Source organism: Duganella hordei, from assembly GCF_040369125.1.
Classification (GTDB): Bacteria; Pseudomonadota; Gammaproteobacteria; order Burkholderiales; family Burkholderiaceae_D; genus Rugamonas; species Rugamonas hordei.
On sequence record NZ_BPWI01000001.1, the window covers coordinates 204,819 to 219,682 of the forward strand.

Annotated in this window: 13 protein-coding genes; 5 read left to right on the forward strand and 8 right to left on the reverse strand. The window is 63.1% G+C overall.

All coding sequences use genetic code 11. The features are described from left to right. The 6 genes from ABWW33_RS00845 to ABWW33_RS00870 all read right to left on the reverse strand — a co-directional run bounded on the left by ABWW33_RS00845 (position 1) and on the right by ABWW33_RS00870 (position 5,998). The gene (locus ABWW33_RS00845) at positions 1-690 is read right to left on the reverse strand and encodes an amino acid ABC transporter permease (RefSeq protein WP_353397816.1); all 690 of its coding nucleotides are present in this window, start codon (positions 688-690) and stop codon (positions 1-3) included. Then, positions 687-1,433: an amino acid ABC transporter permease gene (locus ABWW33_RS00850; protein ID WP_353397818.1), complete on the reverse strand. Its 747-nt coding sequence runs from the start codon at positions 1,431-1,433 to the stop codon at positions 687-689. Before ABWW33_RS00850 ends, ABWW33_RS00845 begins: the two co-directional genes overlap by 4 nt. Positions 1,434-1,456: 23 nt before the next feature. Continuing rightward, a complete protein-coding gene (locus ABWW33_RS00855; RefSeq protein WP_353397821.1) occupies positions 1,457-2,356 on the reverse strand; it encodes an amino acid ABC transporter substrate-binding protein in 900 nt (299 codons plus the stop codon). Between the two features lie 21 nt (positions 2,357-2,377). Further along, positions 2,378-3,370 carry a porin gene (locus ABWW33_RS00860; RefSeq protein WP_353397824.1) on the reverse strand — a complete coding sequence of 331 codons (993 nt, stop codon included), beginning with the start codon at positions 3,368-3,370 and terminating at the stop codon, positions 2,378-2,380. Positions 3,371-3,521: 151 nt separating this feature from the next. Next, positions 3,522-4,943 (reverse strand): aspartate ammonia-lyase, encoded by a 1,422-nt coding sequence (locus tag ABWW33_RS00865; RefSeq protein WP_353397827.1) that lies wholly within the window; start codon positions 4,941-4,943, stop codon positions 3,522-3,524. A 158-nt stretch (positions 4,944-5,101) separates the two neighbouring features. Further along, positions 5,102-5,998 (reverse strand): LysR substrate-binding domain-containing protein, encoded by an 897-nt coding sequence (locus ABWW33_RS00870; protein ID WP_353397830.1) that lies wholly within the window; start codon positions 5,996-5,998, stop codon positions 5,102-5,104. 147 nt (positions 5,999-6,145) lie between these two features. Here ABWW33_RS00870 and cuyB point away from each other — a divergent pair, with 147 nt between their 5' ends. Then, entirely contained in the window at positions 6,146-7,612 is a 1,467-nt protein-coding gene (gene cuyB, locus ABWW33_RS00875; RefSeq protein ID WP_353397833.1) for a cysteate racemase, read from the forward strand. A 43-nt stretch (positions 7,613-7,655) separates the two neighbouring features. Here cuyB and ABWW33_RS00880 read toward each other — a convergent pair whose 3' ends face one another. Beyond that, entirely contained in the window at positions 7,656-9,899 is a 2,244-nt protein-coding gene (locus ABWW33_RS00880) for a WD40/YVTN/BNR-like repeat-containing protein (RefSeq protein WP_353397835.1), read from the reverse strand. Between the two features lie 505 nt (positions 9,900-10,404). Here ABWW33_RS00880 and ABWW33_RS00885 point away from each other — a divergent pair. After that, complete coding sequence (locus tag ABWW33_RS00885) at positions 10,405-10,860, forward strand: cache domain-containing protein (protein ID WP_218087694.1); 456 nt, start codon at positions 10,405-10,407, stop codon at positions 10,858-10,860. Positions 10,861-10,914: 54 nt separating this feature from the next. On the opposite strand, the gene ABWW33_RS00890 is transcribed toward ABWW33_RS00885, so the two are convergent. After that, entirely contained in the window at positions 10,915-11,202 is a 288-nt protein-coding gene (locus ABWW33_RS00890) for a hypothetical protein (RefSeq protein WP_353397839.1), read from the reverse strand. Between the two features lie 284 nt (positions 11,203-11,486). On the opposite strand from ABWW33_RS00890, the gene ABWW33_RS00895 reads away from it, so the two are divergent. The 3 genes from ABWW33_RS00895 to ABWW33_RS00905 are packed head-to-tail and all read left to right on the forward strand — an operon-like array spanning position 11,487 to position 14,863. Beyond that, positions 11,487-12,323, forward strand: coding sequence for a ParB N-terminal domain-containing protein (locus tag ABWW33_RS00895; protein ID WP_176650315.1), 837 nt, complete (start codon positions 11,487-11,489; stop codon positions 12,321-12,323). Between the two features lie 21 nt (positions 12,324-12,344). Beyond that, entirely contained in the window at positions 12,345-14,561 is a 2,217-nt protein-coding gene (locus ABWW33_RS00900) for an acylase (protein WP_353397842.1), read from the forward strand. After that, a complete protein-coding gene (locus tag ABWW33_RS00905; RefSeq protein ID WP_353397845.1) occupies positions 14,558-14,863 on the forward strand; it encodes a hypothetical protein in 306 nt (101 codons plus the stop codon). Before ABWW33_RS00900 ends, ABWW33_RS00905 begins: the two co-directional genes overlap by 4 nt. The last annotated feature ends 1 nt before the right edge of the window (position 14,864 follow it).

Below are 14,864 nucleotides of genomic sequence, written 5' to 3' on the forward strand. Positions count from 1 at the left end.
TTAGCGGAGGATGGTCAGCTTGCGGTTCAGTTTCTTCACCAAGGTGGACAGGCTGAAACACAACACGAAGTACACCAGCGCGACAAACAAATACATTTCCACCAGACGGCCATCGCGGTGCGCGACCTTGGATGCGGCCCCCACAAAATCGGTCAGCGACAACACGTACACCAGCGACACGTCCTGGAACAGCACGATGGTCTGTGTCAGCAGCAGGGGAATCATGTTGCGGAATGCCTGCGGCAACACGACGTTGCCCATCATCTGCCTGTAGTTCATGCCCAACGCTTGCGCCGCCGCCAACTGCCCGCGGGGGATGGACTGTATGCCTGCGCGCATGATCTCGCAGTAGTAGGCGGATTCAAACAGCACGAAAGTCACCAGCGACGAGGCGAACGGCCCCACCTTCACCGGCTCGGACGAGCCGGAGAGCCACGCGCCCAGGTAGGGGACCAGGAAGTACACCCAGAAAATCACCAGCACCAGCGGGATCGAGCGTATCGTGTTGACGTACAGGCCGGCCGCGCCCGCGACCAGGCGCAGCCCGGACAGGCGCATCAACGCCAGCAGGGTGCCGATCACGATGCCGCCCACCATGGCCAGCCCGGTCAGCTGCAAGGTGAAGGCCATGCCGGTGCGGAACAGATAGTCCAGCGAGTCGGCGATCACGCCGAAATCAAAGCCCGTCATTGCTTCACCCTCCGTCCCGGCAGGGACATGCCCGGCACGGCGGTGCGCCGTTCGATCAGCCCCATCAGGCTGACGATGCCGAGGTTAATCGCCAGGTACATCACCGTCGCCATGGTGAACGCCTCGAACACCTGGAATGAAAATTCCTGCATCGATCGGGCCTGGGCCGTCAATTCCATCAGGCCTATGCTCAAGGCCAGAGCGCTGTTCTTGACCACGTTGACGAACTCGTTGGTCAAGGGGGGAATGATGATGCGCAGCGCCATCGGCAGGATCACGTAGCGGTAGGTCTGCAGCAAGGTCAGGCCCAGCGCGGTGCCGGCCATGCGCTGCCCGCGCGGCAGCGCATGGATGCCGACCGACACCTGCACCGCGACGCGCGACGAGGTATAGCTGCCCAGGCATAGCACGGCCGTGACAAACGACGCGTTGGGCAGCTGCTTCAACCAGTCGCCCATGGATGCGGGGAGCAACTCGGGCAAAACGAAGTACCACAGGAACATTTGCACCAGCAGCGGAACGTTTCGAAACAGCTCGATGTAGGCATTGCACAGCCAGTTCACCCTTCGGTTCGGCATGGTACGCAGGCTGCCGATCAGGCCGCCAATCAGCAAGGCGATGAGCCAGGCCAGCACGGCTGTCGCCAGCGTCCACGCCAGGCCGTGCATGAAGCTGTCAAAGTAGGTGCCCATGCCGTCGGGGGACTGCTCCCCGAAGATGCGCCAGTTCCAGTTGTAATTCATAGTCTCCTCGTTCTCCCTGGTGATCAGCGGTAGGCGCCGGGTTCGCCGGAATCGCTTGGATGGGCGAAGTTGCGCTTGAGCGCCTCGCTCATCGGCCAGTTCAGGTTGATGCCTTTAGGCGGAATCGGCGACTGGAACCACTTGGCGTAGATACGGTTGATTTCGCCGGAAGCGTAGATCTCGGTCAGCGCGCCATCGACCGCCTTCTTGAAGCCGGGGTCGTCCCGGCGCATCATCAACGCGTAGGGCTCGGCAAACAGCGATTCATGCGAGATGACGTAGTCGTCGGGATTTTTCGAGCTGGCCGCCAGCGAGGCCAACAAGATGTCGTCCATGCCGAACGCCGCCGCGCGGCCGGTTTCCACCATCAGGAACGCTTCCGCGTGGTCCTTGGCCGTCACGATATTGATGCCCAGGTTCTTGATGTTGTTGATTTCGCTGAGTTCCTTCAGGTTGGCGGTGCCGGAGGTCGACACCAGCGTCTTGCCGCGCAGGTCGCGCAAGCTGTTGATGTTGGCCGACTTCTTGGCCACCAGGCGGGTCGAGGTCAGGAAGGTGGTGGGGCTGAATGCGACCTGCTTCTGGCGTTCGACGTTGTTGGTGGTCGAGCCGCATTCGAGGTCGATCGTGCCGTTCGCCATCAGCGGCACCCGGGTCGCGGCGGTGACCGGATTCAGGTTGATCTTCAGCTTGCTCATGCCCAGCTGCTTCTGGATCGAGGCGACGATCCGGGTGCACAGCTCGAGCGAATAGCCCTGGTATTCCTGCTTGCCGTCGAGGTAGGAGAAGGGGATGGACGATTCGCGCACGCCCAGCGTGATGGCGCCGCTATCCTTGATTTTCTTCAGCGTGGCGCTGTCTTGCGCCTGTGCCTGGCCCAGCATGGCGGCGGCCAGTATGACGATCAGTTTGGTGAGTTTCATGAGGTCCTCTGTCTGAAAAGATTAAAAGCGATGGCGGATGCCGATGTCGGTGCCGGTGTTGCCGGTGCCGGTATCGGTGCCGTTGCCGACGGTGTAGCTGGCGCCGTTGTGGTTGCTGATGTGCCCGTAGCTCAGATACAGGTCGGTGCGCTTGGACAGCGCGTACAGGTAGGCTGCCGCCCACTGGCGCGCATCCTTGTTGGCCGAGGTTTGGTCGTCGTGGCGGATGTAGGAGGCCAGCAGCGTGTGCACGCCCTCGGTCCAGGTGCCGCCCAGCACGTCGTCCCTGCTGCGGGCGCCTGCCGCGCCGCGCGTGACGCCGTGGGCGAGGTCGACGCTGAAGCGGCTGACCTTGTATTTCGCCACCAGCAGGCTGTAGCGCGCGCTGTCGCTGGCGTCGGCGTTTTCCTTGATGTGGTTGGTCAGCGTGACATTGAACGGTCCGTCGGCATAGCTCAGCGCGGCGCCCAGCGTGCGGTTTTTGGCGCTGTTGCCGGCGGTTTCGCCGGCGCCATAGGCCAGGTCGGCGGCAAAGCCGGCGTAGCGCGGCGTCTTGTATTCGACCATGTTGTCGACCCGCGTGTTGCCGGGGATGATGTTGGTGACGTTGCCCGCCAGGCCGATCTCGAACGGATCGACGACATCGCGCAGCGTCGTGTACAGCGGCGAGTATTGGCGTCCCAGCGAGATCGCGCCAAACTTGCCTGCCAGGCCGACGAAGGCCTGGCGGCCGAACAGCAGGCCGCCCTGGCCCGCGCTGCCGGTATCGATGTTGTAGCCGTTCTCCAGCTGGAAGAAGGCGCTCAGGCCGTCGCCCAGGTCTTCCTTCCCCTTGAAGCCCAGCCGCGAGCCCGAACCGACGCCGCTGCTGACACGGCTGACACTGCCGGCCGCGCCGCCGGTGTCGCGCACCAGGCCGGCGTCGGCGATGCCGTAGATGGCGACGTTAGATTGCGCCGAGGCGGCGCCGCACAGGCATGCGCCCAAGGCGATGCAGGTGGCCAGTTGTTTCATTTTGTTCTCCCAGTGTTGAAAAATTGAATAGTTATGGCAATGCGGTGCTCGAACTGCTGGTGCTGCGTTTTACAAATTGCAGGCGCGTGTCTCCCCCTGGCGGCCGCGAGGTCGCCTGTAAGTTCTGTGAAAAGGAAAGGCTGGCTTGGTGCTAGGTCAGCGTGGCCAGCGGCTGAGGACGTGGCCGGGTCAACTGATCCGGTTGCAGCAGTTGTCTCAGCTCTCCGGCGGTCATCAGGCCTTGTTCGACGACCAGTTCGGCCACCCCTCTGCCGCTGCTCAGCGCGAGCTGGGCGATGGCGGTGGCGGCCTCGTAGCCTATGTAGGGATTCAACGCGGTCACCAGGCCGATGGAGCGCTCCACCGTGTCTTGCAGGTGCTGTTGGTTGGCGGTGATGCCGTTGATGCAGCGGGTTGTCAACACCTCGCATCCCACGGTCAGGTGGCTGATGCTCTTGAACAGGCTGTAGCCGATGATGGGTTCGAACGCGTTGAGCTGAAGCTGGCCGGCTTCCGCGGCGAAGCTGACGGTGATGTCGTTGCCCAGCACCTCAAAGGCGATCTGGTTGACCACTTCGGGTATCACCGGATTGATCTTGCCCGGCATGATGCTGGAACCGGCTTGCATAGGCGGCAGGTTGATCTCTCCGAAACCGGCGCGCGGCCCGCTCGACAGCAGCCGCAAGTCGTTGCAGATTTTCGACAGCTTGAGCGCCACCCGCTTGAGCACGCCGGAGAGCTGGACGAAGGCGCCCACGTCCTGCGTCGCCTCGATCAGGTCGGGCGAACTGGACAAAGTCACGCCGCTGATGCGGCACAGTTCCGCGCAGGCCAGCTGCGCGTAATCAGGGTGTGCGTTGATGCCGGTGCCGATAGCGGTGGCGCCGAGATTGATTTCCCACATCAGCATCGCGGCCTCGCGCAGCCGGTCCTGGTCCTCGCCGAGCATCACGGCATAGGTGCCGAATTCCTGGCCCAGGGTCATGGGCACGGCGTCCTGCAATTGGGTCCGTCCCATCTTGATGATGTTTTCGAACTCATGGGATTTGGCGCGGCATGCACGCTTCAGCACATCCATCGCCGCGATCAGGCCGTCCATGGCGCGATAGGTCGCCAGCCTCAGCGCGGTCGGATAGACGTCGTTGGTGCTCTGGCTCAGGTTGACGTGCTGGTTCGGGTGCAGGATGTGATAGGCGCCGCGCGGTTGGCCCAGCAGTTCCAGGGCCAGGTTGGCGATCACCTCGTTGGCGTTCATATTGGTCGAGGTTCCGGCCCCGCCTTGTATCATGTCGACCACGAAGTGCTGGTGGAATTGTCCGTCGATGACTTGCTGGCAGGCCGCGACGATGGCGTCCAGGTGTTCTTCGCCCAGGAGACCGAGCTTGAAATTGGTGACGGCCGCAGCCTGTTTCACCATCGCCAGCGAGACGATCAGATCCGGCCAATGCGAAATGGGCGTGCCAGTGATCGGAAAGTTTTCCAGCGCGCGCAGCGTGTGGATGCCGTAATACGCGTGGTGGGGCAAAGCGCGTTCGCCCAGTAGATCGTGTTCCGTTCTCGTTGCCGCAGACATAGTTGGTCTCTCCCGTTGAGTTGTACTTGCACATGTCGCCGCGCTGCACTGCGGTTGATGGAAGTCATTCTAGGGAGAGGGCGCTGCCAAACTATGCTAATTCGACATACATTGATGCTTTGCTGGAATGCAATTTTTTGGGGAGGCAGCGCACCGATTCAGTGCTGCTGAAGATTTTCCCACAGGCGCAGCAGCGCTGGCTTGCGGTTGTCGATGGCGCGGAACAGGCGTATCTCCAATGTCATGTTCCATTGTTCGCCGCCTGCCGCCACCAGTTTCCCTTCGGTTAATTCGCGTCGGATGCAGCTCTCGGGCAGCCATGCCAGGCCAAGGCCGGAGAGCGCCATGGTCTTGAGCAGCTCCGCCAGGTCGGACTCGTAGCTGTTCACCAGGAAGCAGGGCTGGTCGACCCGGGCGACGACGCGCTCGACGACGCGGGCGAAAAACGAACCGGCGGTATAGCCCAGTTGCGAGGTGGGCGCCACCCGGCTTCCCGGCAGCGAAAATGCGGCAAACCCACTGCGCTTGGGTGCGGAAACAGGCAGCACCAGCTCGCCGCCGAGATTGATATATTCGAAGCGCGCGGGGTCGAGTTCTATGGGCAGGTCGGAGTGGTGGTAGCAGAGCAGAAGGTCGCAGTTGCCTTCGACCAGCGACAGCACGGAGTCGTGCACGTTCGTGGGCAAAACGCGGGTGCGCAACTGGCCGAAGCGCGCCTCGACGGTTTGCAGCCACTTGGGCAGGAAGTTCAGCGAAAGCGTGTGCCCGGCAGAGATGCTGAGCATGTTTTCATCCTTGTTCTCGACGCGCAGCAGGGCGCGGGTGTCGTTCAGCAGGCGCATGGCCTCGACCGCGGAATTGCTGAACAGTTTGCCTGCGGGCGTCAGGATCAGCGGGTAGGTGCTGCGATCGACCAGATCGGCGCCTACCCACGCTTCCAGCGAACGGATGCGCCGGCTGAGCGCCGACTGCGTCACGTTGCGTTCCTGGGCAGAACGCGAGAAGTTGCGTGTCTGCGCCAGGCTCAGAAAATCCTCCAACCATTTAATATCCATGCTGTCCAAATCCGTTTGTGTTGCGGCTACGTGGGTTCTGTCCGACATTCTCCTATGCTTGCGTCGCATAGGGTCAGTTCTAAATTGCATAACTGGATGTCGGGGGCGAGATATCGTACGGAAATGTCTCCCAGATACCACAGGTCCATGTCACTCACATCTCACACTCCATCGTCCGGCAACGACGTCCAGTGCATAGGCATCATCGGCGGCCTCGGCGCGCTGGCCGGTGCCGACGTACACGGGAAAATGGTACGAAGTATCGCGCGCCACAGCCGCCATGACGCCTATCGCGTCCTGTATGAGCACAGCCGTTTCCCAATCGACGGCAGCACGGAGCTCAACCGGCGCATGCTCTACATTTATGACATGGTGCAGCACTACCAGCAACTGGGCGCCGACAGCGTGATGCTGCCGTGCTTTATCAGCCACACGTTCCTGCATCAGTTGCAGACCGAATTGAGTCTGCCCATAGTCGGCTTGATGGACGCCGTATCGGCCGCACTTCGAAAAGACGTCCCGCGCGCCGCAACCATCGGCGTGCTGACGTCCGATTACGTGCTAGGCCAGCGTCTGTTCGAGCACCATCTGCAGCCGGAGGGCTACCGCCTGGTCTATCCGCAGTCGGCAATCCAGCGGCGTTGCGTGATGGAGGCCGTGTACGGGGCGGCGGGACTGAAAAACGACGATCGATCGCCGCGTTCGATGGCCTTGCTGCTGGAAGCGTGCCGCGACTTGATGGGGCAAGGGGCCGAGCTGATCGTGCCGGGCGCCACGGAGATCGCGATGGTCTCCAATTTGTTGCGGGCAGCCGGCATGCCGGTGATGGACAGCAATCAGGCATACGTCGATTACGCCTTGGAGATGCGCCAGCCAAGGCCGCCGCGCTCCTTCAAGCTCGGTATCGTCGGTGGAGTCGGCCCTGCGGCGACGGTCGATTTCATGGAAAAGATTATTTTGAACACGGCGGCGCGGCGGGATCAGGATCACGTCAAATTAATTGTCGAGCACAATCCGCAAATTCCCGACCGCACGGCCAACCTGATCGGCGACGGGGAGGACCCGACCTTGGCAATCTATGCGGCCTGCAAGCGCCTCGAAGCCAATCAGGCCGACCTGATCGCCATTCCGTGCAACACCGCTCACGCGTATATCGAACGCATACGCGGGCAGGTCGAGGTGCCGATCATCAATATGCTGCAAGAGACCGTAAGCCATATCACCCGGCACCATGGCGGCGAGCGGATCGTCGGCCTGTTGGCTACCGACGGAACGGTCGGCAGCCGCGTTTATCACGAGGCCGCCGCCGGCGCGCCGTTTGAATTGCTGGTGCCCGACGATGCGCATCAGGCATTGGTCATGCGCGCAATCTACGGCAAATACGGCGTGAAAGCCGGCTATCTGGAGGGCCAGTGCCGGCAGGATCTGATCCAGGCGTTGGAGCACCTGGTCGATGCCGGCGCCAGCGTGGTGATATTGGGCTGCACCGAATTGCCTTTGCTCTTGCAGGAAAACACGGCATTTCAGTTGGGCGATCGCAGCGTGGCGCTGCTTGATCCCACAGCGATCCTGGCACGGCGCTGTGTCGCGATCGCGAAGGCGGGGCGGGCGTAGCCGTTGGCTGACTTATGGGCAACGACCGCCCCGCCGGTCTTTCCTAGTTCGGCGATGTGCCGTAGATGATGCCGCGGCCGCTGTTAGGCGCCACGTACACGGTGCCGAAGGTCTTCGGATCGCCGACCACAATGCTGTAGCCACCCCACTGGTGCGCGTTGTCATTGATGCGCACCCAGGTGCTGCCGGTGTCGGTGGAGCGGAACAAGCCCGACACGCCGCTGACCGTCCCGGCCAGGTAGATGGCCGGGTAGGACGCGCCGCTGGCCGCCTTGCCGAAGCCGACCGAATTGGCCGCCGTCACCACGCCCGAATACACCTGGCTCCAGCTCGAGCCGGAACTGGTGCTGCGGAACAGGCCGGAGGAAGTGGCCAGCCAGACGTCGCCCTGGTTACCGGCCACGGTCGTCGCCTTGCCGCCGGTCGCCAGGCCGGAGGCGGCCGTGTACCAGTTCACGCCCTTGTTGGCGCTGGCGTAGAAGATGCCGGTGGCCGCATTGTAGGCATAGAACAGGTTGCCGTTCAGGCCGTCCGACAGGATTTGCCACGAGGTGCTGACCGGCAGCCCGGTCGAGGTCCAGCTGGCGCCGTTGTTGGTCGAGTAGGCCGGGGCCACGTCCTTAGGTCCCCAGACGATGGTGCCGCCGTCGGCCGAGATGGCCACCGTGCCGTCGCCCTGGCTGGAACCGGCCTGGTTGGCGAATGGCGTCCAGCTGGTGCCGCCGTTGGTGGAGACGGCGCCGTACACACCGGAGCCGCCGGTGCCGACCCGGACGATCTTGGAGGTCAGCGACTTGGCATAGTCCAGTCCGGTGCCGTTGCCGCAGATCGGATTGCTCACCATGCCGGCAGCCGGCGACACCGTCAGGCTGGTGTGCACGAAGCCGCAGATGTCGCCCAGGCCGCTGATCAGCGGCACGCCGGAGGTGGGTGAGATCAGCGCCAGCGTCGCGGTTTCCTCGATGCCGTTGGCGCCGATGGTCCAGTTGGTGGCCTGGCCGCTGTCGGCCGCCGTCAGGTTACTGGTGGTCCACACGGTCTGGCCGGTGCCGTACATCGCGTGCGCCGAGTTGAACGGATCGATCGCGACCTGTCCCCAGTTGCCGAAGCCGGCCGTGGCGGCGCCGAACTTCACCCATGGCGACAGGCTCGGATCGCGGGTGGACGCGGGGCCCACGTCGGTCCAGCTGGAGCCGCCGTTGGTGCTGCGGAACATGGTGTCGCCAGGCCACCAGCGGTCCATGGTCATGACCACCAGCGCGCCCGATTTCTTCGGATCGATCGCCAGGCCGCCGTAGCCGAAGGAGTAATTGTTCGGGTTGGCCGGCGTGATGTTTTGCCAGGTATTGCCGCCGACGCTGTACTTCCACACCTGCCCGGTGGTCATGCCGTTGGGCCCGATGGCGTTGCCGTAGGTGATGTAGAGATTGCCGTCGGGGCCGACCTGGCCGTGGTTCGGATATTGGCCGCTGGGGCCGCCCGTGACGGCCGACCAGTGGCTGCCGCCGTCGGTGCTCTTGTACAGCGTGGTGCCGGCCGAGGCGGCGCCGGCGGTGGAGACGCCGGCGAACACGGTCGGCGTCGCGCTGCCGCTGCCGGCCGATGGCTGGTAGTAGGTGACGAAGGCCACGCCGGAACCGCTGCCGTCGTTGCTCAGCGCCGTGAAGCCGCTCAGCCGGGTCCAGGTCTGGCCGCTGTTGGTGCTTTTCCAGATGCCGTTGGTGGCGCCCTGGGCGGCATCGTTGAAGGTGCCGTACATCAGCACGGAGCCGAGGTTGGGATCGACCTGCAGTTTTTCGCCGGCGTTGCGGCCGTCGTCGTTGCCGCCGGTGCGGAAGCTGAGCGGATACGAGTTGAAGCTGGCGCCCTGGTTGGACGACACCAGCACGGCGGCGTTGCCGTCCCAGTTCTGGGTGTACATGCCGGCCACCATGTAGAGCATGTTCGCATTGCGGGGATCGACGGCGATGGACTCGATGCCCATCTCGTGCCAGTTGGACGGGGTGGTCCAGTCGTTGAGCGGCACCCAGGTGCTGGTGGCGTTGTTGTAGCGGTAGGCGCCGCCGATGTCGGTGCGGGCGTAGAACAGGCCCTGCTGGGCCGGATGGGCGACGATGCCGTCGACGTAGCCGCCGGCCACGACCTTCACATTGCCCCAGGTATAGCTGGCCGCTTGTGCCGGCAGGGCGGAGGCCCAGGCCAGCGCCAGCGTGGACACGGCGAGGGCGCGGCGCAGCCGCGCCCCTCCCGCTCGTTCCGTGATCGGGCCGGAAAGTTGTTTCATCATGAATGATCTCCTCGTTATTGTTGGTGGGTACAGCTGTGTCTGCGCATGCCGTCGCGAAGTGAACGGATGTGCGCGTTCATTCCGTCCGTAAGGGCGGAATCCTGGGCTCCGGCGGCGATGGCGCCACCGGAGGCAAACGGTTGTCGGCTCAGGTAATAAAGGCTGGGGCGAGGCGGAGGGGCGTCATGGTACGGCGCGCATCAGGTGGTGCAGCGGGCATCGACGCGCAAAGGCGTCCGGAACAGTTTTCCATTGCAGCCGTCTCCATATTGTTGTCCCGTGCTGGCCTGGGAGGAAGCACGGAGTGTGCAAACATTGTGCGGAGCACTGCAGAGGTGCGCAATTGCGAAAAGAACCAAGACGGGGTATGAAATTGTCGCCGCGGCCGGCGCAAGCTGCCCGGCTATTGCGGAAATCACGTAGCCGGGTTGTCATCGCCCGCAGGCAACGAACTGATATAGTGGGCGTGCCGCCAATGCAGCGGCGCTTACACTTCGGAGACACCATGAAAAATACGATCCTGTCGGTGCTGCTCGCCACCACCGCACTGTCCGCCGTACCGGCGCTTGCCGCCGACAACTCCGCCGCCGCCATTGCCATGGTGGACAAGGGCGCCGCCTACCTGCAGAAGAATGGAAAGGATGCGCTGATCAAGGAAGTCAACAGCAAGAATCCCGAGTTCATCAACGACACCACCTACCTGACCGTGCGGGCGCTGGATGGCACCCAGCTGGCCCATCCGACCAACCCCAAGCTGGTCGGCAAGAACATGGTGGTGCTGCCTGATGCGGATGGAAAGCTGTTCCGCAAGGAAATCATTGATCAGGCCCAGGCCAAAGGCAAGGGCTGGGTGGATTACCGCTACAACAATCCGGCCAACGGCGACATCGAAAAGAAATCGACCTACTTCGTCAAGCACGGCGATGTCATTCTGGAAGCCGGTATCTATAAAGGCAAATAAGAAGGCAAATAAGCCGCGCGAGGCGGCTTACGTTGGCTGACGCGTTACAGTCTGTCAGGCTTCAACCAGCTTCAGGCCGCTCCACGACACGGTGGTGACTTCGGTCACCAGCACCATGGCGCCCGGCTTGACGGTTTCGGCCAGGCGATGGATGGCGTCGCGCACTTCGTTGATCGGCTCGGCGCCGCTGTAGCAGTAATTGCCGGGCGGCAGATAGTAGCCCTTGCCGTCATCGGCCTTGATGCCGCCGGCGATGTTGTATTTTGACAGTTCCGTGTTCAGCCGGGCGATGGCGTCGCCGTCGGTTTCATTGAATGCAACGCTGATGATGTAATTGACCATGGCTAGTTCCTGATTGAAGAAGTTTCATCATGCGCCAAGGTTTTTACAAAAGCAACTATCCCCATGGAAAAGCCCCGCGCAGGCAGCAACCTGGCGGGGCTTTGGTCAATTGGCGGAGAAAGCTCGTTTGACTGGAATGCATAGTAATGAATGAATCTTAAGATTGCCTTAGTACTCATCTTGCAGAGGGGGCTTTGGCGGCGTGCGCGGATGGTGTAGCATGCTGGACGGCGATTCGGCCGGGCGCACAGGCGCCGGCCCGCCGGGAAATTCAAGGATGAACTATGCAAATCAAAATTAACGAAGTGCTGCGCAGCTATATCGAGCCGCTGACCGAGGCCGAGTACCAGGCCCTGGAGCGCAGCATCCTGGTCGAAGGCTGCCGCGACGCGCTGGTGTTGTGGGAAGACGTGCTGGTGGACGGCCACAACCGCTACCAGATCTGCCAGCAGCACGGCGTGCCGTTCAAGGCCATCGAGAACACCAGTTTCCGCAGCCTCGACGACGTCAAGCTGTGGATGATCGATAACAACCTGGGCCGCCGCAGCATTTCGGACTTCCAGCGCGGCGTGCTGGCGCTGCGCAAGAAGGAAATCGTCGCCGCCCGCGCGGTCGAGCTGGCCGCGCAGGCCGCCGCCGAGGATGCTGCGATCGCGCCGCCGGAGGGCGATGCCGCCAAGGCCAGGCCGGCCGCCATGCCGCTGACCTCGCGCGAGGACATCGCCCGCGCCGCCCGCCTGAGCAGCGCCACCATCAGCCAGATCGAAAAGATCCAGAAGACGGCCACGCCGGAACTGGTGGAGGCGGTGCGCTCGGGCACGATCTCGATCAACGCCGCCGCGACGGTGGCCTCGCTGCCGGAAGCCGACCAGGTGGCGGCGGTGGCCGGCGGCAAGAAGGAATTGCAGAAGGCGGCCAAGGAAGTGCGCGAACTGCGCGCCGCCTCGCGTCCGGCCAAGGAGCCGAAGGAGGCGAAGGAGGGCGGCGAATACGGCCGTCCGCTGACCGAGGTCGAGGAGCTGCGCGCGGAAAACGCCTCGCTCAAGGAAAAGAACGCGGCGCTGCGGGCCGAGATCACCGCGCTGCAACTGCGTATTTCCGAGCTGGTCGACGCCAGCTAAATCAACCACCGGAGCCTGTCCATGCGTCTGCCGTTAGCCCTGATCTGTAGTGTGATAACCAGTGTGGCGGCGGCAGCGCCCACCGTGGACAAGGCTCCGGTGCCCGAGCTGGCGCGCCTGAAGGCCGCGGCGCAGCGCGCCACCATCCTGCGCGACAAATGGGGCATCCCTCACGTCTACGGCAAGACCGACGCCGATGCCGTGTTCGGCCTGATGTACGCGCAGGCCGAGGACGACTTCAGGCGGGTCGAACTCAATTACATCAACGCCATGGGCCGGCTGGCCGAAGTGGAAGGCGAGGCCGAGCTGTATCGCGACCTGCGCATGAAGCTGTTCATCAATCCGGCCGACCTGCAGGAGCAGTACCGGCAATCGCCGGCCTGGCTGAAGAAGCTGATGGTGGCGTTTGCCGACGGCTTGAACTACTACCTGGCCACGCATCCGGACGTGAAGCCGGCGCTGATCACGCATTTCGAGCCGTGGATGGCGCTCAGCTTCAGCGAGGGCAGCATCGGCGGCGACATCGAGTCGGTCGACCTGAAGCAGCTGGAAGCGTTGTACTCCAACGGCGCCAAGCTGCCGTTGCCGCCGCCGGTGCTGATGTCGGCGGCGCGCGGCAGCTTCGATCTGGACCAGGAGCCGGGCGGTTCCAACGGTTTCGCCATCGCGCCGTCGCTGACCAGGGACGGACATGCGCTGCTGCTGATTAATCCGCACACCTCGTTCTACTTCCGTCCCGAAGTGCAGGTGCACAGCGACGAGGGCCTGAACGCCTACGGCGCCGTGACCTGGGGCCAGTTCTTCGTCTACCAGGGCTTCAATGACCGTATCGGCTGGATGCACACCTCGGGCGGCGGCGACGTCATCGACGAATACCTGGAAACCATCAGCGAGAAGGACGGTCAGTTCTTCTACCAGTACGGCGCCGAACAGCGGCCGCTGAAGGCGGTCGACATCACGCTGCCGTATAAAACCGCGGCCGGCATGGACAGCAAGGTGGTCAAGGTGTACTACAGCCACCACGGCCCGATCGTGCGCGCGGCCGACGGCAAGTGGGTCGCCGTGCGCCTGATGAACGAGCCGCTGAAGGCGCTGACGCAATCCTACGTCCGCACCAAGGCGCGCAACTACCAGGCCTTCTACAAGGCCATGGAGCTGCGCACCAATTCGTCCAACAACACCGTGTACGCGGACGCCGACGGCAATATCGCCTACTTCCACGGCAACTTCATTCCGAAGCGCGATCCGAAGTTCGACTGGACGCACCCGGTCGACGGCAGCGATCCGGCCACCGAGTGGCAGGGCCTGCACACGGTCAAGGAGACCATCACGCTGTTCAATCCAAAGAACGGCTGGATCCAGAACACCAACAACTGGCCGTACACGGCGGCCGGCGCCTACAGCCCGAAGGCCAGGGACTATCCGGCCTATATGTCGAAGTACGGCGAGAACGCGCGCGGCATCCACGCGGTGCGGGTGCTGGAGAACAAAAAGAACTTCACCCTCGCCAGCCTGATCGCCAGCGCCTACGACACGCAGCTGCCGGCCTTCGAGCCGCTGCTGCCGCAGCTGTTCGCCGCCTACGACGAACTGCCGGCCGGCGACCCGCTCAAGGCCGGCCTGGCGCCGCAGATCGCCGCGCTGCGCGGCTGGGACATGCGCTACTCGCTGGAATCGGTGCCGACTTCGCTGGCGGTATACTGGGTGCAGGATTTATATACGGCCAATCAGGCGGCGGCCAAGGCGAAAGAGGTACAGGTGTTAGACTACCTGCAGGCCGCGATCACGCCCCAGCAGCGTTTGCAGGCGCTGGAGCATGCGACGGCCAAGCTGACCGCGGATTTCGGCAAGTGGCAGACGCCTTGGGGCGAGATCAACCGCTTCCAGCGCCTGACCGGCGACATCGTGCAGCCGTTCGACGACAGCAAGCCCAGTTTGCCGGTGCCGTTCGCGTCTGCCAACTGGGGTTCGCTGGCCGCCTACGGCATGACGTCGAAGCAGACCACCAAGCGCATCTACGGTGAGCGCGGCAACAGCTTCGTGGCGGCGGTGGAGTTCGGGCCGCGCATCAAGGCGCGCAGCGTGCTGGCCGGCGGCGAGAGCGGAGATCCGGCATCGCCGCACTTCTACGACCAGGCCGCGATGTACGCGCGAGGCGAATTCAAGGATGTGCTGTTCTACAAGGCGGACGTGGAAAAGAATTTGGAACGTAAATATCACCCGGGAGATCAGCAATGAATATGACTTCAAAGCCTTTGCATCAGAACGTGTTCGCGGCCGTTTTAGTGGCGATCGCGATGTCCTTTGCCATATCGGCGTCCGCTGCCGACGAGGGTGTGCACCCGGTCGACGAGACCAAGAAGGTTGCCAAGGAAGTCGGCCACGGGGTCAAGAAGACGACCACGGCGATTGGACACGGCTTTCGCGATGGCGCGCGCGCTGTCGGACATGGCGCAAGGAAGGTTACCCGGGACGTCGGGCATGCGTTTCGTGACGGCGCGCATAAGGTGACGGGTAAAAAAGAAAAGGAAAAAGATTAGA

What these genes read in the sequence shown, in the direction of transcription:
- ABWW33_RS00845 (WP_353397816.1), bottom strand. Translation starts at nt 690, where the DNA reads ATGACGGGCTTTGATTTCGGCGTGATCGCCGACTCGCTGGACTATCTG.
- ABWW33_RS00850 (WP_353397818.1), bottom strand. Translation starts at nt 1,433, where the DNA reads ATGAATTACAACTGGAACTGGCGCATCTTCGGGGAGCAGTCCCCCGAC.
- ABWW33_RS00855 (WP_353397821.1), bottom strand. Translation starts at nt 2,356, where the DNA reads ATGAAACTCACCAAACTGATCGTCATACTGGCCGCCGCCATGCTGGGC.
- ABWW33_RS00860 (WP_353397824.1), bottom strand. Translation starts at nt 3,370, where the DNA reads ATGAAACAACTGGCCACCTGCATCGCCTTGGGCGCATGCCTGTGCGGC.
- ABWW33_RS00865 (WP_353397827.1), bottom strand. Translation starts at nt 4,943, where the DNA reads ATGTCTGCGGCAACGAGAACGGAACACGATCTACTGGGCGAACGCGCT.
- ABWW33_RS00870 (WP_353397830.1), bottom strand. Translation starts at nt 5,998, where the DNA reads ATGGATATTAAATGGTTGGAGGATTTTCTGAGCCTGGCGCAGACACGC.
- cuyB (WP_353397833.1), top strand. Translation starts at nt 6,146, where the DNA reads ATGTCACTCACATCTCACACTCCATCGTCCGGCAACGACGTCCAGTGC.
- ABWW33_RS00880 (WP_353397835.1), bottom strand. Translation starts at nt 9,899, where the DNA reads ATGATGAAACAACTTTCCGGCCCGATCACGGAACGAGCGGGAGGGGCG.
- ABWW33_RS00885 (WP_218087694.1), top strand. Translation starts at nt 10,405, where the DNA reads ATGAAAAATACGATCCTGTCGGTGCTGCTCGCCACCACCGCACTGTCC.
- ABWW33_RS00890 (WP_353397839.1), bottom strand. Translation starts at nt 11,202, where the DNA reads ATGGTCAATTACATCATCAGCGTTGCATTCAATGAAACCGACGGCGAC.
- ABWW33_RS00895 (WP_176650315.1), top strand. Translation starts at nt 11,487, where the DNA reads ATGCAAATCAAAATTAACGAAGTGCTGCGCAGCTATATCGAGCCGCTG.
- ABWW33_RS00900 (WP_353397842.1), top strand. Translation starts at nt 12,345, where the DNA reads ATGCGTCTGCCGTTAGCCCTGATCTGTAGTGTGATAACCAGTGTGGCG.
- ABWW33_RS00905 (WP_353397845.1), top strand. Translation starts at nt 14,558, where the DNA reads ATGAATATGACTTCAAAGCCTTTGCATCAGAACGTGTTCGCGGCCGTT.